Source organism: Nesterenkonia sp. HG001, from assembly GCF_034438835.1.
Classification (GTDB): domain Bacteria; phylum Actinomycetota; class Actinomycetes; order Actinomycetales; family Micrococcaceae; genus Nesterenkonia; species Nesterenkonia xinjiangensis.
This window is the reverse complement of record NZ_JAOSZD010000005.1, coordinates 109,412-131,992: the sequence shown is the minus strand read 5'-3', so window position 1 is coordinate 131,992 and position 22,581 is coordinate 109,412. Positions and strand designations below refer to the sequence as shown.

Annotated in this window: 21 protein-coding genes; 20 read left to right on the top strand and 1 reads right to left on the bottom strand. The window is 69.6% G+C overall.

The annotated features are described in order from the left end of the window. Positions 1-25: 25 nt before the first annotated feature. Positions 26-1,351, bottom strand: coding sequence for a histidine--tRNA ligase (gene hisS / locus ODE13_RS10195; RefSeq protein ID WP_322479181.1), 1,326 nt, complete (start codon positions 1,349-1,351; stop codon positions 26-28). Between the two features lie 99 nt (positions 1,352-1,450). Between hisS and ODE13_RS10190 the strand changes: the two genes are divergently transcribed. The 20 genes from ODE13_RS10190 to metK all read left to right on the top strand — a co-directional run bounded on the left by ODE13_RS10190 (position 1,451) and on the right by metK (position 22,569). Further along, positions 1,451-2,782 carry a DUF349 domain-containing protein gene (locus ODE13_RS10190; RefSeq protein ID WP_322479180.1) on the top strand — a complete coding sequence of 444 codons (1,332 nt, stop codon included), beginning with the start codon at positions 1,451-1,453 and terminating at the stop codon, positions 2,780-2,782. Between the two features lie 92 nt (positions 2,783-2,874). Then, positions 2,875-4,431, top strand: a complete 1,557-nt coding sequence (gene mltG / locus ODE13_RS10185) for an endolytic transglycosylase MltG (RefSeq protein WP_322479179.1) — start codon at positions 2,875-2,877, stop codon at positions 4,429-4,431. Then, entirely contained in the window at positions 4,428-5,300 is an 873-nt protein-coding gene (locus ODE13_RS10180; RefSeq protein ID WP_322479178.1) for a shikimate dehydrogenase, read from the top strand. Before mltG ends, ODE13_RS10180 begins: the two co-directional genes overlap by 4 nt. A gap of 116 nt (positions 5,301-5,416) precedes the next feature. Then, positions 5,417-6,661, top strand: a complete 1,245-nt coding sequence (aroC, locus tag ODE13_RS10175) for a chorismate synthase (RefSeq protein ID WP_322479332.1) — start codon at positions 5,417-5,419, stop codon at positions 6,659-6,661. Then, on the top strand, positions 6,661-7,197 hold the full coding sequence (locus tag ODE13_RS10170) for a shikimate kinase (RefSeq protein WP_322479177.1): 537 nt from the start codon (positions 6,661-6,663) through the stop codon (positions 7,195-7,197). Before aroC ends, ODE13_RS10170 begins: the two co-directional genes overlap by 1 nt. A gap of 27 nt (positions 7,198-7,224) precedes the next feature. Beyond that, positions 7,225-8,487 carry a 3-dehydroquinate synthase gene (gene aroB / locus ODE13_RS10165; RefSeq protein WP_322479176.1) on the top strand — a complete coding sequence of 421 codons (1,263 nt, stop codon included), beginning with the start codon at positions 7,225-7,227 and terminating at the stop codon, positions 8,485-8,487. A gap of 77 nt (positions 8,488-8,564) precedes the next feature. Continuing rightward, the gene (efp, locus tag ODE13_RS10160; protein ID WP_179542684.1) at positions 8,565-9,128 is read left to right on the top strand and encodes an elongation factor P; all 564 of its coding nucleotides are present in this window, start codon (positions 8,565-8,567) and stop codon (positions 9,126-9,128) included. Positions 9,129-9,131: 3 nt separating this feature from the next. Beyond that, positions 9,132-9,542 (top strand): transcription antitermination factor NusB, encoded by a 411-nt coding sequence (gene nusB / locus ODE13_RS10155; protein ID WP_322479175.1) that lies wholly within the window; start codon positions 9,132-9,134, stop codon positions 9,540-9,542. Positions 9,543-9,641: 99 nt separating this feature from the next. Beyond that, positions 9,642-10,217, top strand: coding sequence for a bifunctional pyr operon transcriptional regulator/uracil phosphoribosyltransferase PyrR (pyrR, locus tag ODE13_RS10150; protein ID WP_322479331.1), 576 nt, complete (start codon positions 9,642-9,644; stop codon positions 10,215-10,217). Then, positions 10,214-11,218, top strand: a complete 1,005-nt coding sequence (locus ODE13_RS10145) for an aspartate carbamoyltransferase catalytic subunit (protein WP_322479174.1) — start codon at positions 10,214-10,216, stop codon at positions 11,216-11,218. Before pyrR ends, ODE13_RS10145 begins: the two co-directional genes overlap by 4 nt. Further along, a complete protein-coding gene (locus ODE13_RS10140) occupies positions 11,215-12,618 on the top strand; it encodes a dihydroorotase (protein WP_322479173.1) in 1,404 nt (467 codons plus the stop codon). Before ODE13_RS10145 ends, ODE13_RS10140 begins: the two co-directional genes overlap by 4 nt. Further along, the gene (locus ODE13_RS10135) at positions 12,615-13,115 is read left to right on the top strand and encodes a hypothetical protein (RefSeq protein WP_179542688.1); all 501 of its coding nucleotides are present in this window, start codon (positions 12,615-12,617) and stop codon (positions 13,113-13,115) included. Before ODE13_RS10140 ends, ODE13_RS10135 begins: the two co-directional genes overlap by 4 nt. Positions 13,116-13,123: 8 nt before the next feature. After that, positions 13,124-14,278, top strand: coding sequence for a glutamine-hydrolyzing carbamoyl-phosphate synthase small subunit (gene carA, locus ODE13_RS10130; RefSeq protein WP_322479172.1), 1,155 nt, complete (start codon positions 13,124-13,126; stop codon positions 14,276-14,278). Further along, positions 14,271-17,576 carry a carbamoyl-phosphate synthase large subunit gene (gene carB, locus ODE13_RS10125; RefSeq protein ID WP_322479171.1) on the top strand — a complete coding sequence of 1,102 codons (3,306 nt, stop codon included), beginning with the start codon at positions 14,271-14,273 and terminating at the stop codon, positions 17,574-17,576. The genes carA and carB overlap by 8 nt, the downstream gene beginning before the upstream one ends. Then, positions 17,573-18,424, top strand: coding sequence for an orotidine-5'-phosphate decarboxylase (gene pyrF / locus ODE13_RS10120; RefSeq protein WP_322479170.1), 852 nt, complete (start codon positions 17,573-17,575; stop codon positions 18,422-18,424). The genes carB and pyrF overlap by 4 nt, the downstream gene beginning before the upstream one ends. 130 nt (positions 18,425-18,554) lie before the next feature. Next, positions 18,555-18,875: an integration host factor, actinobacterial type gene (gene mihF, locus ODE13_RS10115; protein ID WP_322479169.1), complete on the top strand. Its 321-nt coding sequence runs from the start codon at positions 18,555-18,557 to the stop codon at positions 18,873-18,875. 176 nt (positions 18,876-19,051) lie between these two features. Next, entirely contained in the window at positions 19,052-19,621 is a 570-nt protein-coding gene (gmk, locus tag ODE13_RS10110; protein ID WP_322479168.1) for a guanylate kinase, read from the top strand. 55 nt (positions 19,622-19,676) lie between these two features. Further along, positions 19,677-19,940, top strand: a complete 264-nt coding sequence (gene rpoZ, locus ODE13_RS10105; RefSeq protein ID WP_179542693.1) for a DNA-directed RNA polymerase subunit omega — start codon at positions 19,677-19,679, stop codon at positions 19,938-19,940. A 31-nt stretch (positions 19,941-19,971) separates the two neighbouring features. Then, positions 19,972-21,285, top strand: a complete 1,314-nt coding sequence (gene coaBC / locus ODE13_RS10100) for a bifunctional phosphopantothenoylcysteine decarboxylase/phosphopantothenate--cysteine ligase CoaBC (RefSeq protein ID WP_322479167.1) — start codon at positions 19,972-19,974, stop codon at positions 21,283-21,285. 84 nt (positions 21,286-21,369) lie between these two features. After that, positions 21,370-22,569 (top strand): methionine adenosyltransferase, encoded by a 1,200-nt coding sequence (gene metK, locus ODE13_RS10095; protein WP_322479330.1) that lies wholly within the window; start codon positions 21,370-21,372, stop codon positions 22,567-22,569. Positions 22,570-22,581: the final 12 nt, after the last annotated feature.

Genomic DNA, 22,581 nt, shown 5'->3' with positions numbered 1-22,581 from the left:
CTCGTGGTCGGAGCCCGTTCCCGGATCAGCCCGCGGGGAGCACCCGCGGGACCAGATCCTCCTCGGGCGGCGTCCAGGTCCGCGGATCTGCGGCCACCTGTTCGCCGGAGCGGATGTCCTTGACCTCGTGAAGGCCCTGGTCGTCGGTGAACCACACGAAGGGGATGCCGCGGCGGTCGGCGTGGCGGATCTGCTTGCCGAACTTCTCGGCACGCAGGGCGACCTCCACATTGACCCCCCGGGACCGGAGCGCGTCGGCCACGTCCTGCGCCGCTCCCCAGTCCTCGTCGGTGCGCAGCGCCACGTAGACCGCACTGGGCACCGCACGGGTGGAGGTCACGGTGCCTTCGGTCAGCATCCGGGAGACCAGACGCGTCACTCCGATGGAGAGCCCGACCCCGGGGAAGCTGCGCTTCCCCGCCGAGGCCAGCGACTCATAGCGTCCGCCTGAACAGATCGACCCGAGCGACTCGTGACCCTCGAGGACGGTCTCATAGACGGTGCCGGTGTAGTAGTCCAGCCCGCGGGCGATGGAGAGGTCGGCCACCGCGCGTCCGGGCACGCGGCGTTCGAGCTCCCCGATGACCTCGGCGAGCTCGGCCAGGCCTGCGTCGAGCAGTTCGTGTTCGCCGCCGAGCGCACGGACCCGCTCCACGAAGCTGAGGTCCTCGGTGCGGATCTGGGCCAGGGCCAGCGCCTTCTCCGCCTGCTCGGCGGTGGCACCGGCGGTCTCCATGAGCTCGGCGGCCACCCGCTCAGGACCGATCTTCTCGAGCTTGTCGATCGCGCGGAGCACCGCAGCAGTGTCCTGCAGCCCGATCGAGAGGTAGAACCCCTCGGAGAGCCTGCGGTTGTTCACCCGAAGACGGAAGTCTCCGATCGGCAGCGACTCCAGTGCGCGGGCCATCACCACGGCCAGCTCGACGTCGCAGCGGAACGGAAGCGCTCCGTCGCCGACGATGTCGATGTCGGCCTGGGTGAACTCGCGGTATCGGCCGTCCTGGGGGCGTTCCCCCCGCCAGACCTTCTGGATCTGATACCGACGGAAGGGGAAGGCCAGGTGCCCGGCGTTCTCCACTACGTACCGGGCGAAGGGAACGGTCAGGTCGAAGTGCAGCGCGAGGCGGGCCTCGGCGTCGTCCTGCGCCTGGAGTCGGGAGACGCCGTAGATCTCCTTGTCGATCTCGCCTTTCTGCAGCAGCGTGTCCACCGTCTCCACCGCGCGGGACTCGACGGAGGAGAACCCATGACGCTCGAAGACCTCCCGCAGCGTGTCGAGCACGTGGAGCTCCACCAGGCGCTCCTGGGGGAGCCACTCGGTGAAGCCGGAGAGGGACGTTGTGCGTGCCATGCGGAGAGGACGCTCCTCACTGGAGGTGACGGGTCGGAAGACTGGATCATCATACCGGCCCCGTCGCAGGTCGCGCGCGGTGCCGGTAGGGTGGTGGTCATGAGTGCCGCAGTGAGACCCGGACACCACGAGACCACCCTCGACGAGGCGCGACGGCGGGCGCGCGTGGACGAGGACGGACACGTCTTCGCCCTGTCCTCCTCGGCTGAGGCGCAGGCCGCCACGGCGGAGGCAGCCACAGGGGAGGCAGTTACGGGGGAGGCCTACGTCGGGCAGTATCCGGGCGCCACGGTTGAGGAGGCCCTGCAGTACTTCACACGGAAGTTCGATGAGCTCTACAACCGCGCGCTGCTGCTCAGAGCCCGGGTGGAGACTGCCGCCGACTCTGCCAAGGCGCTGCGTGAGAGTCGGGACGCCCTGCTGGCTGAGCTCGACGGCGGAGCCTGGGTGGGGGACACCGACTCCCTGCGGAGCATCCTGACCGCACTGGGCGAGGGCATCGACGCCCGCGCCGTCCTGGAGAAGGAGCAGGCGGAGAAGGCTGTGGCCGAGCACCTGGCCGTCCGCGAGGAGATCGTGGCAGAGGCCGAGCGGCTCGCTGCCGCGGACCCTGCCACCCAGCATTGGAAGTCGGCCCAGCAGCGCATGGGTGAGCTCTTCGACGCCTGGAAGGCCGAGCAGAAGAAGCCTCCGCGCCTGACGAAGTCCCAGGAGGACCCCTACTGGAAGCGGTTCCGTGCCGCGCGCAGCACCTTCGACAAGGAGCGTCGCGCCTTCTTCAGCCACCGGGACAAGGAACACGGAGAGATCAAGAAGGTCAAGGAGGAGCTCATCGCCCGCGCCGAGGAGCTGCAGCACAGCACCGACTTCGGCCCCACGACCAAGGCCTACCACCGGCTCATGGACGAATGGAAGGCCTGCGGCCGCGGTGCCCGTCGGACCGACGACGCCCAGTGGACGCGCTTCCGCGCGGCCCAGGACGTGTTCTTCGCTGCGCGCGATGCGGCCAATGCAGAGGTCGACGCCGAATACGGCGCCAACCTCGAGGTCAAGGAGCAGGTGCTGCAGGAGCTCGAGAAGCTCATGCCGTTCTCGGCTCCCGATGCCGTCCGCGACGAGTATCACGCCCTGCTGGCACGCTGGGATGCGGCCGGGCGCGTGCCGCGCGGTGACGTGAAGCGCATGGAAGGCGCCCTCAAGCGCGTCCAGGACGCATTCCGCGAGGCCGAGCAGGCGCACTGGCGGCGGACCGACCCGGAGACGATGGCCCGCCAGAACTCCATGCTCGCCCAGCTGGATGAGACCATCGCCGGACTCGAGCGGGAGCTCGCCGACGCGCGTGCCGCGGGGGATTCGCGGGTGATCGCGGAGGCTGAAGAGGCCCTCGAGGCACGGCTCAGCTGGCGCAGGATGATCGCCGAGGACGGCTGACCGCGCCGAGATCCTCCCTTTTGCCGAGCTTTGATCACGAATAGATTACAATCGCACAGACATGTGCTGTTGACACCAGTGAGGACCCGCGCGTGAGCGATGATATGCCGCATCAGGCGGGCTCCCGCCGTCGCCGTCGAGAGATCCGCGAGGCACGGGAGCGCGCTCGGGCGGACCACCAGGCTGCGCCGCACCGGGCATCTGCCGTCGGCGGCCCAGGCACCTCGGCGGCCTCCGGGGCTCCGGTCGGGCAGGTCCCCTTCGAAGAGGCCATCGGTGCGGCGTCGCCGGATCCGGCCGGGAGGACCCAGGTCGCCGGAGAGGTCCACGCCGCGGAGCTGCCTGATGCCGAGGACCTGCTGGGCCCTGAGGAGCATCTCGACCAGGACCACATCGAGCACGACGCCGACGGCACGCCGCTGCTGATCACCTCCTCCAGCTACGGCCGCGGGTATCAGACGGTGACGCCCATCGCCACAGGAGCCAGCCGTGAGATCCTCACCAGGCGGCACGAACGGCGTCGACGCCGGAACATCGCCCTCGGGCTGGTCATCAGCGGCTTCGCGGTTTTGCTGGTCATCTTCGCCCTGGTGTTCAACGCCGTCTTCGGGGGCCTGCTCTCCGGGCCGGAGGACTATGACACCCAGGCCGGCGAGACGACCACCTTCGAGGTCAACCAGGGCGAGGGCTGGGCCGTGGTCGCCAATCGGCTCGCCGACCAGGGGATCATCGCCAGCCCGGAGGCCCTCGATGCGGCCCTGCGCGAGTCCGACGACGTCGGGATCCTGCAGCCCGGTGAGTATGAGGTGCGCGAGGAGATGCCCGCCGTCGATGCCATCGCCGCGTTGACCCCGGACGCGGCGGGCCAGGACTACGTCGCGATCGCTGCGGGCTGGCGCATCGACGACGTCTTCGCCGCGCTCGAGGAGGGCACCGGATTCTCCGAGGAGGAGTTCCGCGAGGCCGCCGAGGACCCCACGGACTACGGGCTGCCCGAGGAGGCCTCCACGCTGGAGGGCTACCTGGCCAGGGGGGACTACCGCTTCGACCTGGACGCCGAACCGGAGGAGATCCTCCAGATCATGGTCGACAGGACCTTCGAGTACCTGGAGGAGGCCGGGATCACTGAGGAGGACGAGCAGTGGCGGTCCGTGATCATCGCCTCGCTCCTGACCGGAGAGGCCAATCACCAGGAGCGGGACGGTGGTGAGCGGGAGGAGGACTACCGGCTGATGGCCGGAGCGATCGAGAACCGGCTCGACCCGGACAACAGCGAGACCGACGGCCTCCTGCAGATCGACGCGGCGGTCAACTATGGTCTGGGCCTCTCCGGCGACCTGCACTTCCCGGAGGAGGAGCGGTTCAACGCGGACAACGAGTACAACACCTACGTCCATCAGGGACTGCCGCCCGGACCGATCGCCGCCCCCGTACCGGCCACGCTGGAGGCCGCCGCCGATCCGGCCGACACCGATTACTACTACTGGGTGACGGTCAACGTCGAGACGGGCGAGACGCGCTTCAACGAGACCTACGCTGAGCACCTCGAGGATGTCGCAGTGTTCAACGAGTACTGTGATGACAACCCCGGGGTCTGCAGCCCCGCCGACGAGGAGGCCGCCGAGGCTGAGGTCGAGGAGGGCGAGTGAGAGGTACCCGCGCCGCGGTCCTGGGCCACCCCATCGACCACTCGCTCTCCCCGGCGCTGCATGGTGCGGCCTATCGCCTGCTGGGGGTGGACATCGACTACTCGCGCCGGGACGTCGACCTCGGCGGCCTCCCACGGTTTCTGGCGACCGAGGGCGCCGACCAGGATTGGGTCGGATGGTCCGTGACCATGCCGCTGAAGGCCGCCATGGTCTCGCACATGGACACCGTCTCGGCTCGTGTGGAGACCCTCGGGGTGCTCAACACCGTGGTCCACGGCCCGGACGGCATGCACGGGGAGAACACCGACGTCGACGGGATCGTCACCGCGCTGGGCGAGGCTGGGCTGCGGACCGGCGCCGCCGACCAGGGTCGGTTCGGCGTGATCGGTGCCGGCTCCACCGCAGCGGCCGCACTTGCGGCGGCGGCCGAACTCGGCTTCCGGGAGGCCCGCTCCTATGCGCGATCCCCTCAGCGCGCGCAGGCGCTGCTTCCGGTGGCCGAGGCGCTCGGACTTCGCCTACGCCTGCTGCCGCTCGACGAGCTCGGTGGGGATCTGGCCGGTGACGAGCTGGCCGCTGTCGTCTCCACGCTTCCCCCGCGCGCGGCCGACGAGCTGGCCCCGGCGTTGCCTCGGCTGCTGCAGAACGTGGCGCTGCTCGACGTGGCCTATGATCCGTGGCCCTCGGTGCTGGCCGGGGCCTGGGAACGGGCTGGGGGACAGGTCGTCTCCGGGCTCGCCATGCTGCTGCACCAGGCCGTCCGGCAGGTCGAGCGTTTCACCGCGGCGTCCTCCCGGCCCGCCGCCTCGCTTTCCGCCGAGGAGCACAGCGAGCTGGTCGCGCGGATGCGCGCGGCCCTGCCCCGCTGAGCAGTCTCGCTGAGCAGCCCCTGCCCGCCGGAGGCAGGACACCGGGGGCGTCCATCAGGCGGAATTCGCCGTCGTCGACGCCTCCCGGGGTCTGCCGACATGGCATCATGGAGGCCATGTTGCGTTGGCTGACCTCCGGAGAATCACACGGCCGTTCCCTCGTCGGCATCATCGAGGGCCTTCCCGCCGGGGTGCGGCTGACCACGGAGATGGTCCAGGACGCCCTGGCACGCCGTCGCCTCGGATACGGCCGCGGAGCTCGGATGAAGTTCGAGAAGGACCAGGTCCGTCTGCTGGCCGGTGTGCGCCACGGGCTCACCCTCGGCGGGCCGCTCACCATCGAGGTCGGCAATACCGAGTGGCCCAAGTGGGAGAAGGTCATGTCCGCGGACCCGGTGGATCCCGACGAGCTCGAAGGGCTGGCCCGCAACGCGCCGCTGACCCGGCCCCGCCCCGGCCACGCCGACTACACAGGCATGCAGAAGTACGGCTTCGACGAGGCTCGTCCGGTGCTGGAGCGCGCTTCCGCCCGGGAGACGGCCATGCGTGTGGCGCTGGGCACTGCGGCCCAGTCGTTCCTCACCGACCTGGGCATCACCACGGTCTCGCACACCACCGCGATCGGCTCCGTAGAGATCCCGGAGGACGCCGAGACGCCCTCTGCCCGCGATGTCGAGCGCCTCGACGCCGACCCGCTGCGCTGCACGGATCCGGAGACCAGCAGGCAGATGGTCGCCGAGGTCGACGACGCCCACAAGGCCGGCGAGACCCTCGGCGGCGTCGTGGAGGTCGTCGTGGACGGGCTTCCTCCCGGACTGGGTTCCTTCGTCCACTGGGACCGGCGCCTCGACGCCCGACTGGCCGGCGCTCTGATGGGCATCCAGGCGATCAAGGGCGTGGAGGTCGGCGACGGTTTCCGCACCGTGCGCCGGCGCGGCTCCCAGGCCCATGACGAGATCGAACCCGAAGGGGCCGGCGCCCGCCGCACCACCAACCGCGCCGGCGGCATCGAGGGCGGCATGAGCATCGGGACCCCGCTGCGGGTCCGGGCAGGCATGAAGCCGATCGCCACCGTGCCGCGCGCCCTGCGCACCGTGGACACCGCCAGCGGCGAGGCCACGACGGCCCACCACCAGCGCTCCGACGTCTGCGCCGTCCCTGCCGCCGGGGTCGTGGCCGAGGCCATGGTCTCCCTGGTCATCGCCCAGGCCGTGCTGGAGAAGTTCGGCGGAGACAGCCTCCCCGAGGTGCGTCGGAACCTCCAGTCCTACCTCGCCTCGCTCCCTGAACTCGGCACCGACCCCACACGCACCGGCACCGACGGTGACCCGCTGCAGGCCCCCGCGGCCATGCAGGACTGATGGCGGGGCCCGAGCGCATGCCGGACCTCTCGCGCAACATCGTGCTCATCGGCCCCATGGGCTCCGGCAAGTCCACGGTCGGGGCGGCGCTCGCCCGCCGGATGGGACGCCCGCATGTGGACACCGATCACTTCTTCGTCGCCCGCCACGGCAGCATCGCCGAGTACTTCGTCCAGCGCGGGGAGAGCGCCTTCCGCGCCGAGGAGGAACGGGTGGTCGCCGAGCTGCTCGACGCACCTCGCCCGTCGGTGATCAGCCTGGGCGGCGGCTCTGTCCTGAGCTCCCGCACCCGCGAGGCGCTGGCGGAGCAGCTGGTGGTCATGCTCGACCTCACCGAGCAGCAGGCGGCTCAGCGGCTGGGTGACGGCTCTTCCCGACCGGTGCTGGGCGACGACCCCGTCACCGCGTGGCGCCGCATCTACGCCGAGCGCGAAGCCCTGTATCGTGAGTGCGCCGACGTGGTGGTCGAACCCGCCGAGGGGACGATCGACCAGCGAGTAGATACCATCGTCAGAGCACTCCGTGCCGTCCACTGAATCCCCACGAGGAGAAGACCTCACTCCATGAGCCCGCAGGCAGACACTGCATCGCACGACGCTGCACCGCGAAACGACTCCCCGCACGACGCCGCGCCCGGCGAGGGGTCCCCGTCCGGGACCGCCCCCCAGGGCTCCGGCTCCGCGGAGACGGCGGAGCAGCGGCCCGAACCCACCGTCATCACCGTCGGGGACGGCGGCGGCTCCGGGGGACAGGAGCTCGGCTACGAGGTCGTGATCGGCAACGGTCTGCTGGGCCGCCTGCCGCAGATGATCGGCGCCCAGGCCGAGCGGGTCCTGGTCATCCACCCCCGCGCCCTGCGCGCCACCGGCGACGTCGTGCGCCAGGACCTCGAGAACGCCGGCTACAAGGCCGTGGTCGCGGAGATCCCGGACGCCGAGGAGGGCAAGCACATCCAGGTCGCCGCCTTCTGCTGGCAGGTCCTGGGGCAGAACGACTTCACCCGCTCCGATGCGGTGGTGGCCGTGGGGGGAGGTGCGGTGACAGACGTCGCCGGCTTCGTGGCCGCCACCTGGCTCCGTGGCGTGCGTGTGGTGCACATGCCCACCACCCTGCTGGCCATGGTCGATGCCGCCGTCGGTGGCAAGACCGGCATCAACACCGCCGAGGGCAAGAACCTGGTGGGCGCCTTCCACCAGCCTGCCGCGGTGCTCGCTGACCTCGACACGCTCCTGACGCTGCCGCGCAACGAACTCGTCGCCGGTCTCGCTGAGGTGGTCAAATGCGGTTTCATCGCCGATGAGCGGATCCTCGAGATCATCGAGTCCTCGCCGGAGCAGGCGCAGAATCCGCACTCTCCTCAGTTGCGCGAGCTCATCGAGCGGTCCATCAGGGTCAAGGCCTCGGTGGTGAGCGAGGACCCCAAGGACTTCGGGACGCGCGAGTCGCTGAACTACGGCCACACCCTGGCGCACGCCATCGAGCTGGCGGAGCGGTATCAGTGGCGCCACGGGGCGGCGGTCTCCGTGGGCATGGTCTTCGCCGCGGAGCTGGCGCGGAGCCTGGGTCGTCTCGATGACGCCACCGCGGACCGTCACCATGCGGTGCTCACCTCGCTGGGGCTGCCGGTGACCTACCGCGACGATCGCTGGAACCAGCTCCTGGAGGGCATCCGGCGGGACAAGAAGAACCGCGGGGACCAGCTGCGCTTCGTGCTGCTCTCCGGGCAGGGTCAGCCGGCCACGGTGGAGATCCCGGACGCCTCGATCCTGTTCGCCACCTACCAGGAGATCGGGGAGTCGGACGAAGGGTCGCCGGTCTCCCTGTAGAATCGACACCCGCTGACGCCGTCACGTGCATCGACCGACGCACTGACACCCGCATCCGAAGTGAAGAAGGGCAAGTAGTGGCCACCTCCAATGACATCAAGAACGGCTCCGTCCTCAAGATCGAGGGCCAGCTGTGGAACACTCTGGAGTTCCAGCACGTCAAGCCCGGCAAGGGCGGAGCGTTCATCCGGACCAAGCTGCGGAACATCACCTCCGGCAAGGTCGTGGACAGGACCTTCAACGCCGGTGCGAAGGTCGAGTTCGCCACGGTGGACCGCTCCAACTATCAGTACCTCTACGCCGACGGTGAGGACTATGTCTTCATGGATCTGCGGGACTTCGATCAGATCACCGTCCCGGGCACCGTCCTGGGCGACGCCGCCAACTTCCTGCTGGAGTCCCAGCAGGTGAGCATCGCGCTGCACGAGGGCACCCCGCTGTATCTGGAGATGCCGCCCTCGGTCGTGCTGGAGATCACCTACACTGAGCCGGGCCTGCAGGGTGACCGCTCGTCGGCCGGCACCAAGTCCGCCACCCTGGAGACCGGACACGAGATCCAGGTTCCCCTCTTCGTCGACCAGGGCACGAGGGTCAAGGTGGACACGCGGTCCTCCGAGTACCTCGGCCGCGTCACGGACTGACCCGTGGCCAGACGAAGCAAAGCTCGCCGTCGTGCCCTCGAGATCCTCTTCGAGTCCGAGCAGCGTGGCGCGACGCCCCTCGAGGTGCTCAGGCTCCGCCGGGAACGGGCCGACCTGGTGGTCGACGACTATGTGGTGACCATCCTCGACGGCGTGGGCGCCCAGCGTGAGCGCATCGATGAGCTGCTGACCACCTACTCGCGCGGCTGGACCCTCGAACGGATGCCGCGGGTGGACCTGATGGCGCTGCGGATCGGCGCCTGGGAGCTGCTCTACAACGAGGAGATCCCCGACGGCGTCGCCGTCGCCGAGGCCGTGGCCCTGGTCCGGGATCTCTCCACCGACGAGTCCCCGCCCTTCGTCAACGGGGTGCTGGGTCGGCTGCAGAAGCTCAAGCCCACGCTGCGGGACTGATCAGCCCGAGCCGCTGTCGGATCCGCTAGAGTGGTGACGAACAGCTGAATACCCGCTGTCTCCTTTAATGATCGTCCCGTGAGGCGAGGAAGGAGTCGCCTGGTGAATGCACCAGAGACCTCTCAGGTCATGTCCGCTCCCGATGTGGAGCGGGCCTTGACGCGCATCGCGCACGAGATCGTCGAATCCCATCGCGGAGTCGAGGACCTCGTGCTGCTCGGCATCCCACGCCGCGGAGCCCCCCTGGCCCGCCGCCTCGGCGATCGTCTGGCCCATATCGACTCGGCCTTCGACCCCGCCCGTTCAGTGGGCTCGCTCGACATCACCATGTATCGGGACGATCTGCGCTCCGGCCATGCACGCACCCCGGAGCCCACGCTGCTTCCCGAGACCGGGGTCGACGGCGCCACCGTGGTCCTGGTCGATGACGTCCTCTATTCCGGCCGCACGGTCCGCGCCGCCCTCGATGCGCTCTCCGCGCTGGGACGCCCGCGTGCGGTGCGTCTGGCGGTCCTGGTGGACCGCGGCCACCGCGAGCTGCCCATCCGCGCCGACCATGTCGGCAAGAACCTGCCCACCTCTCGGGAGGAGCGGGTCTCGGTGCGTCTCGCCGACGTCGACGACGTCGCGCCTGAGGACGAGGCCGTGCTCATCGTGAGGGGGTCGCGTCCATGAGGCACCTGCTCTCCACCGCCGACCTCTCCCATGCGGACGCGCTGCGCATCCTCGACACCGCCGAGGAGATGGCCGGCGTCGCGACCCGCGAGGTCAAGAAGCTGCCCACGCTGCGCGGCCGCACCGTGGTGAACCTCTTCTTCGAGGACTCCACCCGGACGCGGATCTCCTTCGAGGCCGCGGCCAAGCGACTCTCGGCCGACGTGATGAACTTCTCCGCCAAGGGGTCCTCGGTCTCGAAGGGCGAGTCCCTGAAGGACACCGTCCAGACCCTGGAGGCCATCGGTGCCGACGCGATCGTCATGCGGCACTGGGCCTCCGGGGCGGCCGCCCAGCTGGCCGAGTCCGGCTGGACGGACTGCGCGGTGATCAACGCCGGAGACGGGACCCACGAGCATCCCACCCAGGCGCTCCTGGACGCGCTGACGCTGCGCCGCGGTTGGGCGGAGGGCCGGGGCACCGACCTGAGCGGCATGCGCGTGCTCATCGTCGGAGACATCCTGCATTCCCGGGTGGCCCGTTCCGGAGTGTGGCTGCTCAGCACCCTCGGTGCGGAGGTCGGCCTCGTCGCCCCGCCGACGCTGCTGCCGGTCGGTGTGGAGCAGTGGCCGGTCACCGTCCACTACAGCTTCGACGAGGCGCTGGCCACCGACCCGCACGCGGTGATGATGCTGCGCGTCCAGGCTGAACGGATGGGGGGCTCCTTCTTCCCGAGTCCGGCCGAGTACATCCGACGCTGGGGTCTCACCGATGGGCGGCTGGCCGTCGTGCAGGGTCTCGACGGCCCGGCCGGCGCCGGAGGGATGATCCTGCACCCAGGTCCGATGAACCGGGGGGTGGAGATCTCTGCGGCCGCCGCCGACTCACCGCTGAACCGTGTGCTCGATCAGGTGTCCCACGGAGTCTCGGTGCGCATGGCGGTGCTGCACCTGCTCCTGAGCGCCGATCGATCCGCAGCAGCCGAGAAGACCACCATGACCATTCCAGGGGGCATCGCATGAGGCAGACCACCGAGACCACCGAGGCCGGCAGGACGATCCGCGAGGAGACGCCGCTGCTCATCAGCGGGTCCTCGCTGTACGGGGAGGAGCGCGCCGACCTGTTCATCGCTGAGGGCCGCATCCGGGCGCTCGGCCCGGAGGCGGCCGCCGAGGCCAAGCGGCTGATGGCCGAGCACGGCCCGGACGCGGTGCGCCGCATCGACGCCGAGGGCCTCATCGCCCTGCCGGGGATGGTGGACCTCCACACCCATCTGCGCGAGCCCGGACGCGAGGACGCCGAGACCGTCGAGAGCGGCAGTCGCGCCGCGGCCCTGGGCGGGTTCACCGCAGTGCACGCCATGGCGAACTCCTCTCCTGTGGCCGACACGGCCGGCGTCGTGGAGCAGGTCCACCGGCTCGGCCTGGAGTCCGGCTGGACCGAGGTGCACCCGGTGGGCGCCGTCACCGTCGGACTGGCGGGAGAGCAGCTCGCCGAGCTCGGCGCCATGGCGGACTCCTCCGCCCAGGTGCGGATGTTCTCCGACGACGGCATCTGCGTCCACAATCCGGTGCTGATGCGCCGGGCGCTGGAGTACGTGAAGTCCTTCGGCGGCTTCATCGCCCAGCATGCGCAGGAGCCGCTGCTCACCGACGGCGCCCAGATGAACGAGGGCTGCGTCTCGGCCGTGCTGGGTCTGCCCGGCTGGCCCGCCGTGGCCGAGGAGGCGATCATCGCCCGTGACGTCCTGCTCACCCAGCACGTCGAGTCTCGTCTGCACGTCTGCCACGTCTCCACGAAGGGCTCGGTGGAGATCGTCCGCTGGGCCAAGGAGCGCGGCATCGACGTCACCGCGGAGGTCACTCCGCATCACCTGATCCTCACCGAGGAGATGGTCCGCAGCTTCAACCCCGTCTACAAGGTCAATCCGCCGCTGCGCACCGCGGAGGACGTCCATGCGCTTCGCGAGGGCCTGGCCGACGGAACCATCGACGTCATCGGCACCGACCACGCCCCGCACCCCACCCAGCTCAAGGAATGTGAGTGGCACCAGGCCGCGATGGGCATGACCGGACTCGAGACGGCGCTCTCCGTCGTCCAGCACACGATGGTCGACACCGGTCTGATGGACTGGCGCCGGTTCGCCGAGGTCAGCTCCGTCCGACCCGCAGAGATCGCCGGGCACCCCCACCAGGGCCGTCCGCTGGCGGTCGGCGAGCCGGCTCATCTGATCCTGGTGGATCCGCAGGCGCGTCGCACGGTCCGCCCCGAGGAGCACGCCACGAAGGGACGCAACTCTCCCTTCTCCGGGATGGAGCTCCCCGGCCAGGTGCGGACCACCATCCTGGCCGGCCGCGCCGTGGTCGACGAGGGCGCTCTGCAGCGCTCGCTCACCGGCAGGAAGGCTGATCACCGGGCATGACGCAGGTCTATCTGAACTATCTCTACGTCTCGATCGCGATCATCGCCGTGGCGGCGCTGCTGCTGTGGTGGGGTTGGCGCGGTCGCAGGCGTCGCCAGTCCGGGCTGCCCGAGCCGGCTGAGATCGGCCCGGAGATCATCGACACCGAACCTCTTGCCGCCGGAGAGGGGATGGTCATCGGCACGGTGAAGGCCGCCGACTATCTGGACCGCGTGGCGGTCCACGGCCTGGGCATCCGCACCGACGGCCGTCTCGAGGTCCATGAGCAGGGGGTGGCGGTGTTCCGTGCCGGAGCTCGGAACTATCTCATCACCCGGGATCAGCTGGCCTACACGCGCACCGACCGTGGTGTGGTGGGCAAGTTCGTGGAACGTGACGGGGCCCTGATCGTCGGTTGGACGCTGGGCGCCGAAGACGTCGAGACGGCGTTCCGGGCCCGTCACGCCGAGTCCCATGACCAGCTGCTGAGCCAACTGAAACGTCTGACCGAGGAGTGAACCACCACATGAGCACCTTCGACCCTGCCCTCCTCGTCCTCGAGGACGGCACCGTGCATGAAGGGACCGCCTACGGCGCCCGCGGCTCGCGGCTGGGTGAGGCTGTCTTCGCCACCGGCATGACCGGGTACCAGGAGACCCTCACCGACCCCTCCTATGCGCGGCAGATCGTCGTCCAGACGGCACCGCACATCGGCAACACCGGGGTCAACGACGAGGACTCCGAATCCCGTCGGATCTGGGTGGCGGGCTACGTGGTCCGCGACGCCGCGCGGCGCGCCTCGAACTGGCGCAGCCGCCGTAGCCTGGACGAGGAGCTCATCGCCCAGGAGGTCGTCGGGATCCAGGGGGTGGACACTCGCGCGGTGACCCGCCACCTGCGGTCCGCGGGGTCCATGAAGGCCGGGATCTTCTCCGGGGAGGCCTCCGCACGCTCGGTGGCCCAGCTGGTCGAGGAGGTCCGTTCCCAACCCTCGATGAAGGGTGCCCGGCTCGCCGAAGAGGTCACCACCGAGCAGGCCTATGTGGTGGAACCTTCCGCGCACGGCTGGGAGGGCGAGCCGGTGGCCGTCGTCGCCGCGATCGACCTGGGCATCAAGACCATGACTCCGGTCCGGATGGCCGAGCGTGGGCTGCGGGTGCACGTGCTGCCGGCCACTGCGAGCCTGGCGGACATCCATGCGGTCTCGCCCGCCGGGGTGTTCCTGTCCAACGGCCCGGGGGACCCGGCGACGGCGGCCGATCAGGTCGGCCTGCTGCGCGAGGTCCTCGACGCCGGGATCCCGTTCTTCGGGATCTGCTTCGGCAACCAGATCCTGGGCCGTGCCCTGGGCTTCGGCACTTACAAGCTGCCCTTCGGACACCGCGGGATCAACCAGCCCGTCATGGACCACACCACCGGCAAGGTGGAGATCACCTCACAGAACCATGGCTTCGCGGTGGACGCCCCGGTGGGGGAGACCCTCACCGCGCCGGAGGAGCGGTACGGGCGCGTTCAGGTCAGCCACTCCAGCCTCAACGACGGTGTCGTGGAAGGCCTGCGCTGCCTCGACATCCCGGCCTTCTCCGTGCAGTACCACCCGGAGGCCGCCGCCGGGCCCCACGACTCCGCCTACCTCTTCGACCGTTTCGTCGAGCTGATGAAAGTGAAGGACAATGCCTAAGCGTCAAGACCTCAAATCCGTGCTGGTCATCGGCTCGGGTCCGATCGTCATCGGCCAGGCCGCGGAGTTCGACTACTCGGGGACCCAGGCCCTGCGGGTGCTGAAGGAGGAGGGCATCCGGGTCATCCTCGTCAACTCCAATCCGGCCACCATCATGACCGACCCGGAGTTCGCCGACGCCACCTACGTGGAGCCGATCAGCCCTGACGTCGTCGCCAAGATCATCGAGAAGGAGCGCCCGGACGCGATCCTGCCCACCCTGGGCGGTCAGACGGCGCTGAACACCGCGATCGCCCTGGACAAGGACGGCGTGCTGGAGAAGTTCGACGTCGAGCTCATCGGGGCGAACATCGCCGCCATCGAACTGGGCGAGGACCGCGAGAAGTTCAAGGGCGTCGTGGAGCGTTCGGGCGCGGAGTCGGCCCGGTCGCGGATCGTCCACTCCTTGGAGGAGGCCTTCGAGGCCGCCGAGGACCTCGGATACCCGATGGTGGTGCGTCCCTCATTCACCATGGGCGGGCTGGGCTCCGGGCTCGCCTATGACGCCGCGGACCTGCGGCGCATCGCCGGTGCCGGCCTCCAGTACAGCCCCACCACCGAGGTGCTCCTGGAGGAGTCGATCCTCGGCTGGAAGGAGTACGAGCTCGAGATGATGCGCGACGCCCACGACAACGTCGTGGTGGTCTGCTCCATCGAGAACCTCGACCCGGTCGGCGTGCACACCGGCGACTCGATCACCGTCGCACCGGCGCTCACGCTCACCGACCGCGAGTACCAGAGGCTGCGCGACATCTCCATCAACGTGATCCGTGAGGTCGGCGTGGACACCGGGGGCTGCAACATCCAGTTCGCGGTGGAGCCGGGGACCGGCCGCGTGGTCGTCATCGAGATGAACCCGCGCGTGTCCCGCTCCTCCGCGCTGGCCTCGAAGGCGACGGGCTTCGCCATCGCCAAGATCGCCACCAAGCTGGCCGTGGGATACACCCTCGACGAGATCCCCAACGACATCACGCAGAAGACCCCCGCGAGCTGCGAACCGACCCTGGACTATGTGGTCGTCAAGATCCCGCGCTTCGCCTTCGAGAAGTTCCCCGCCGCGGATCCCACGCTGACCACCACCATGAAGTCCGTGGGGGAGGCGATGGCCATCGGCCGCAACTTCACCGAGGCCCTGCAGAAGGCCCAGCGGTCCCTGGAGCAGCGGGGCTCGGAGTTCGACTTCACCCCGGCGGGGGAGGAGGGGCTCACCGAGCTGCTCGAGGGTATGGCCACCCCGACCACGGAGCGGATCCATCAGGTCCAGCGGGCGCTGCACTCCGGGGCGACGCTGGAGCAGGTCCATGAGATCACCTCCATCGATCCCTGGTACCTGGATCAGATCGAGCTGATCAACGAGACGGCTCGAGCGATCGCCGTGGCCAAGGAGCTGACCCCGGCCCTGCTGCGCACCGCCAAGCGGCATGGCTTCTCGGACTCCCAGATCGGGGCGCTGCGCCATATGGACCCTGCGGTGGTCCGCGGCGTGCGGCACGCCCTGGGCATCCGCCCGGTCTACAAGACCGTGGACACCTGCGCGGCCGAGTTCGAGGCCTACACCCCGTACCACTACTCCTCCTACGACGTCGAGGACGAGATCAGCCAGCATGAGAAGCCCTCGGTGATCATCCTGGGCTCCGGTCCCAACCGCATCGGCCAGGGCATCGAGTTCGACTATTCGTGCGTCCACGCCACCATGGCGCTGCGTGACGCCGGCTACGAGACGGTGATGGTCAACTGCAATCCGGAGACGGTCTCCACGGACTACGACGTCTCCACCCGGCTGTACTTCGAGCCGCTGACCCTCGAGGACGTCCTCGAGGTCATCGCGGCCGAGGAGCGCACCGGGGGCGTGCATGGGGTCTTCGTGCAGCTCGGCGGCCAGACGCCGCTCAAGCTGGCTCAGCAGCTCGCTGACGCCGGGGTGCCGATCCTGGGCACCTCGCCGGAGGCCATCGATCTCGCCGAGGACCGAGGGGAGTTTGACCAGGTGCTGGGCAGAGCGGGCCTGATCGCGCCGAAGAACGGCACCGCCGTCAGCTTCGAGGACGCCAAGCGGGTGGCCGACTCGATCGGCTATCCGGTGCTCGTGCGTCCCAGCTACGTGCTCGGCGGGCGTGGCATGGAGATCGTCTATGACGAGCCCGGCCTGGCCCGCTACATCGCCAATGCCACCGAGGTCACCCCGGAGCATCCGGTGCTGGTGGACCGTTTCCTCGAGGACGCCATCGAGGTCGACGTCGACGCGCTCTACGACGGCGAGGAGCTCTATCTCGGCGGCGTGATGGAGCATATCGAGGAGGCCGGCATCCACTCCGGGGACTCCGCCTGCGTGCTGCCGCCGATCACCCTCGGCCCGGACGTCCTGGAGCGGGTCCAGCACGCCACCGAGGCGATCGCCGCCGGCGTCGGGGTGCGAGGTCTGATCAACATCCAGTTCGCCCTGGCCTCGGACATCCTGTACGTCATCGAGGCCAATCCGCGAGCTTCTCGGACGGTGCCGTTCGTCTCGAAGGCCACCGGCGTGCAGCTGGCCAAGGCCTCCGCGCTCATCGGCACGGGGGTCTCCATCGCGGAGCTGCGCACCGGATCCGGCCATCCCTCCGGCGGACTCCTGCCCACCTTCGGCGACGGCTCCCTGCTCCCGCCGGGTGCGCCGGTGTCGGTGAAGGAGGCTGTGCTGCCTTTCAACCGGTTCCGCACGCCCGAGGGCCGTGTGGTGGACTCGCTGCTCGGCCCGGAGATGCGTTCCACCGGTGAGGTCATGGGCATCGACAAGCACTTCGACACCGCGTTCGCGAAGTCCCAGCTGGCCGCGAACAACCCCCTGCCGACCTCCGGCAAGGTCTTCGTCTCGGTGGCGAACCGGGACAAGCGTGCCATCGTGATGACGGTCAAGCGCCTGGTGGACCTCGGCTTCGAGATCGTCTCCACAGGTGGCACCGCCGATGTGCTGCGGCGCAACGGCATCAGTCCCTCGGTGGTGCGGAAGATCGCCGACGCGCCGGGGGAGGGGGAGACCATCCTCGACCTGGTCGAGTCCGGTCAGATCGACCTCATCGTCAACACTCCTTCGGGAGGCGACGCCCGCAGCGACGGCTACGAGATCCGCGCCGCGGCCACCTCCATGGGCACCCCGGTGATCACCACCGTGGCCGAGCTCGGTGCCGCAGTGCAGGCCATCGAGGCCCAGCGCCAGTTCAGCTGGTCGGTGACCTCGCTGCAGGACCACGCCGCCCGGCTCGCGGAGCTGTCCGCATGAGCACCGGCGTGCCGCGGTTCGGCGCACGGCTGGCCGAGGCGATCGCTCGCCACGGCCGGCTGTGTGTCGGCATCGACCCGCATCCGCACCTGCTGCAGGCCTGGGGGCTGAACGACGACGTCTCAGGGCTCAGGGAGTTCGGCAGCCGGGTCCTGGAGGCCGCCGTGGGCCGGGTGGGAGTGATCAAGCCCCAGGTGGCGTTCTTCGAACGGCGAGGACCGGCCGGCCTGGCCGTGCTCGCGGAGCTGCAGCAGGAGGCCCGGCGGGAGGGTCTGCTGGTCATCGCCGATGCCAAGCGGGGTGACATCGGCTCCACGATGGCCGGCTACGCGGACGCCTGGCTGGCACCGGGGGCCGAGCTGGCCGCGGATGCGCTGACCGTCTCCCCCTATCTGGGCTTCGGCTCGCTGCGTCCGGCGCTCGAGGTCGCCCGACGGCACGGTGCCGGACTGTTCGTCCTGGCGCTGACCTCCAACCCGGAGGGGCGGGAAGTCCAGCTGGCACGCACCGAGGACGGCACCGTGGCCGCGCGGATCGCCGTCCAGGCGGCCGCAGAGAACCCGGCGCCGCAGATCGACGGGGCCCTCGGCGACGTCGGCCTGGTGGTCGGGGCGACCACCGCCGGGCTGGCGGAAGAGGCCGGCGTGGACCTCACCGCCGGGGCGATGCCGCTCCTGGCCCCCGGCTTCGGTGCTCAGGGCGCCACTGCTGAGGACCTTCGCACCGGCTTCGCCGAGGCCCACCGACAGGTGGTGGTGAACTCTTCCCGAGGGATACTCGCCGCAGGTCCCGACATCTCGGCGCTGACGGCAGCGGTCCGGCGGACGGCGGAGGAGCTCGCCGACTGACCCGCCGGCGGCGCAGGTTCGCCCGGTCGGTCGACTGCCCCCTGATCTGGGGGAACGGACTATTGCCCCACAGACGAATAGCGGCTAGATTCTGCCACATGTGATAGGCGGCGCAGCAGAGGAGAACACCGTGGCCCTGCGAGAACTGAGCAAAGAAGAGCGCGACATCGCCCGGCAGAAGGCATTGGCGGCCCGGATTGAACGAGCCGAGCTGAAGGAGGCCTTCGGGTCGGGGAGGATCAGCTTCGAAGATGTCCTCGTCAAGGCCTCGACGTCCGAGGCAGTGGCCCGTCTGAAGACCGTCGAGCTGCTGGAGGCCCTCCCCGGTGTGGGGAAGGTCACCGCGGCACGCACGCTGGAGGCGCTCGGGATCTCCGAGAACCGCCGCATCGGAGGTCTCGGCATCAAGCAGCGCACAGCCCTGGCCAAGCACCTGGCCGACCTGGTCTGAGCTGATCGCGGAGGACGAGTCGGACGGCACCGAGCCGGGGCGTTAGGATGGACGACATCCTGATCCCCAGGGTCGACGCGTGCTCCTGACGCACCGCCGCTCACGCCCCGTCGACCCGACCGATGCTCCGCAGCCGCCCTCGTGCGCCGCGGCGCCGTGCCGAGGAGTCTGTAGACGTGAACGAGCCCCAGGTCACCGTGCTGGCAGGCCCCACCTCAGTGGGGAAGTCCACGATGAGCCGCTACATCCGAGAGAACTACCCGGCGGTCTGCTTCTCCGTGTCCGCCACCACTCGGGATCCGCGCCCGGGGGAGGTCGACGGCGTCGACTATCACTTCATCTCTGCGGAGGAGTTCGACCGTCTCGTCGAGCAGGGCGCCTTCCTCGAATGGGCCACCGTGCATGGTCGGCACCGCTACGGGACACTGCGATCCACGGTGGAGGAAGCGCTGGGTGCAGGGCGCTGCGTCCTGCTGGAGATCGACCTGCAGGGCGCCCGCCAGGTGCGCCGGACCATGCCGGAGGCCCAGTTCGTGTTCCTCACGCCACCCTCCTGGGAGGAGATGGTGGCGCGTCTCACAGGTCGCGGCACGGAAGGTCCCGAGGAACAGCAGAGGAGACTGGAAACCGCTAAGATGGAACTCGCGGCAGAATCCGAGTTCGACGTCACCGTCGTCAACGACGACCTCGACCGCGCCGCCGCCGAACTCGTCGCCCTCATGGGCTTCCAGCGGAACGCAGTCTGAACGACGGCCGACCTGACGCGACCGACCACACGCGACCGACAAGGACCATTCTTCAGTGACTGAGAAGCTCGAAGGCATCATCGACCCGCCGATCGACTCCCTGATGGGCAAGAGCGCCTCCAAGTACGCCCTGGTGCTCTTCGCCGCCAAGCGCGCCCGTCAGATCAACGCCTACTACGCGCAGCTCCACGAGGGCCTCTTCGAGTACGTCGGCCCGCTGGTGGACACCAAGCTCAACGAGAAGTCGATCTCCATCGCCCTGCGAGAGATCGACCAGGACCTGCTGGTCAACCACGCGGCCGAGAACCCGGCCTCCTGACCGGCCCCGTCCGAGACGTCTGATCGACCTGATGCGCATCATCCTGGGAGTCAGCGGAGGAATCGCCGCCTATAAGGCCGTGCATCTTCTCCGCCTGCTTCGGGAGGACGGGCATCAGGTCGATGTCGTTCCCACGCCCGCCGCCGAGGAGTTCGTCGGCCGGCCCACCTGGGAGGCGATCAGCGGCCGCAAGGTCAGCACCTCGATCTTCTCCCATGTGGACGAGGTGCGTCATGTGCGGCTGGGGCAGGAGGCGGACCTCGTGGTCGTCGCGCCTGCCACCGCCGACCTGCTGGCCCGGGCACGCGCCGGCATGGCCGACGACCTGCTGACCTCCACCCTGCTCGCGACTGAGGCGCGGCTGCTCTTCGTGCCCGCGATGCACACCGAGATGTGGCGGAATCCGGCCACCGTGGACAACGTCGCCATCCTGCGCGGACGGGGCCACGAGGTCATGGAGCCCGCGGTCGGGCGGCTCACCGGAGCGGACTCCGGCCCTGGACGCCTGCCGGAGCCCGAGGACATCCATGCCAGAGTCCGCGAGATCCTCGCCGAGCTGGACGGCGCCTCCGCCCCCGCAGCACCGATCTCTGCGCCCTCGGCGCAGGACGGGCTGCTCGCCGGACGCCGTGTCATCGTCACCGCCGGAGGCACCCGCGAGCCGCTGGACCCCGTCCGCTACCTGGGAAACCGCTCCTCCGGCAAACAGGGCGTCGCGCTGGCCGCCGCCGCCGCCGCGGCCGGAGCCGACGTGCATCTGATCGCCGGGATCATGGAGGTGGCCGCACCCGAGGGCGCGGCGGGCATCACCGTGGAGCGGGTGGAGACGGCCGAGGAGCTGCACACCGCCGTCGCCTCCGCGGGCGACGAGGCGGACCTGCTCCTCATGGCCGCCGCCGTGGCGGACTTCCGTCCCGCGGACTACGCCGAGGCCAAGATCAAGAAGACCGAGGACGGTGTGGATCCGGTCATCCACCTGCAGCGCAATCCCGACATCCTGGCAGCCACCGTCCGTCGGCGGGCGGAGCGGGGGAGCGGACCCACCGTCATCGTCGGCTTCGCCGCAGAGACCGGTGACGCCGCGAACGACCCGCTGGACCTCGCGCAGGCGAAGCTGCTCCGCAAGGGGTGTGAGCTGCTGGTGCTCAACCGGGTCGGCGAGGGCCTGGTGTTCGGCCAGGACGACACCGAGATCCACATCCTCGCCTCCTTCGGAGTCCAGGGGCTCCTCGGGGAGGCCGACCCGCTGCACGTCGCCGGCTCCAAGCAGGAGGCGGCCCGCGCCGTCGTCGAGCGCGCCGGCGAGCTCCTCAGCAGGCAGGCCCGCTCGCCTTACGCTCTGTGAAGCCAGCGCCCGGCGGCTCGGCCGGGGCCGTCGCCGCTGGCGTAGGATGAGCCGGTGACCAACACCAGCGCTGCCTCCTCCGACATGCCCACGCCGCAGGCACTGCGGCTGTTCAGCTCCGAGTCGGTGACGATCGGCCATCCGGACAAGATCTGTGACCAGATCTCCGACGCGGTGCTCGACGCCATGCTCGCCGTGGACCCGGAGTCCCGGGTCGCCGTGGAGACCCTGACCACCACGGGACTCGTGCATGTCGCCGGGGAGGTCACCACCTCCGGCTACGTCGAGATCCCGCAGATCGTGCGGTCCACCCTCCTGGACATCGGCTACGACTCCTCGGCCAACGGTTTCGACGGCGCCCGCTGCGGCGTCTCGGTGAGCATCGGCCAGCAGTCCCCGGAGATCTTCGCCGGGGTGTTCAACTCCTTGGAGGCCCGCTCGGGGGCCGAGGACCGCCGCGACGCGCAGGGTGCCGGCGACCAGGGCATCATGTTCGGCTACGCCACCAACGAGACCGACACCTTCATGCCCACCCCGATCGCCCTGGCGCACCGGCTCTCCGCCCGCCTCACCGACGTCCGGCAGAACGGGCTGCTGGAGTACCTGCGCCCGGACGGCAAGACCCAGGTCACCGTCGGCTACGAAGGTGACCGGCCGGTGAGCCTGGACACCGTGGTGGTCTCCACCCAGCACACCCAGGAGACCTCCCAGGAGCAGCTGCACGCCGACCTGGCCGAGCACGTGGTGACTCCGGTCATCGAAGCCTCCGGACTGGACGTGGCAGCCGCCTCACAGATCATCAACCCCTCCGGCCCGTTCGTGGTCGGGGGCCCGGTCGGCGATGCGGGTCTCACCGGACGCAAGATCATCGTCGACACCTATGGAGGCTTCGCCCGCCACGGCGGCGGGGCCTTCTCGGGCAAGGACCCGTCCAAGGTGGACCGTTCCGCCGCCTACGCCATGCGCTGGGTCGCGAAGAACGTCGTCGCCGCGGGTCTTGCCGACCGGGCCGAGATCCAGATCGCCTACGCCATCGGTCGTGCCCGCCCGGTGGGCATCTACGTGGAGACCTTCGGCACCGAGACCGTGGACCCGGCACGCATCTCCGCGGCCATCGACGAGGTGTTCGACCTCCGCCCGCTGGGCATCATCGAGGACCTGGACCTCAAACGGCCGATCTACCGGGAGACGGCCAAGAACGGCCACTTCGGCCGGGAAGGGGCGAACTTCCCCTGGGAGCGTCTCGACCGGGTCGACGCCCTGCGGTCCTTCTTCGGCGCCTGAGGCCCCTCCGCT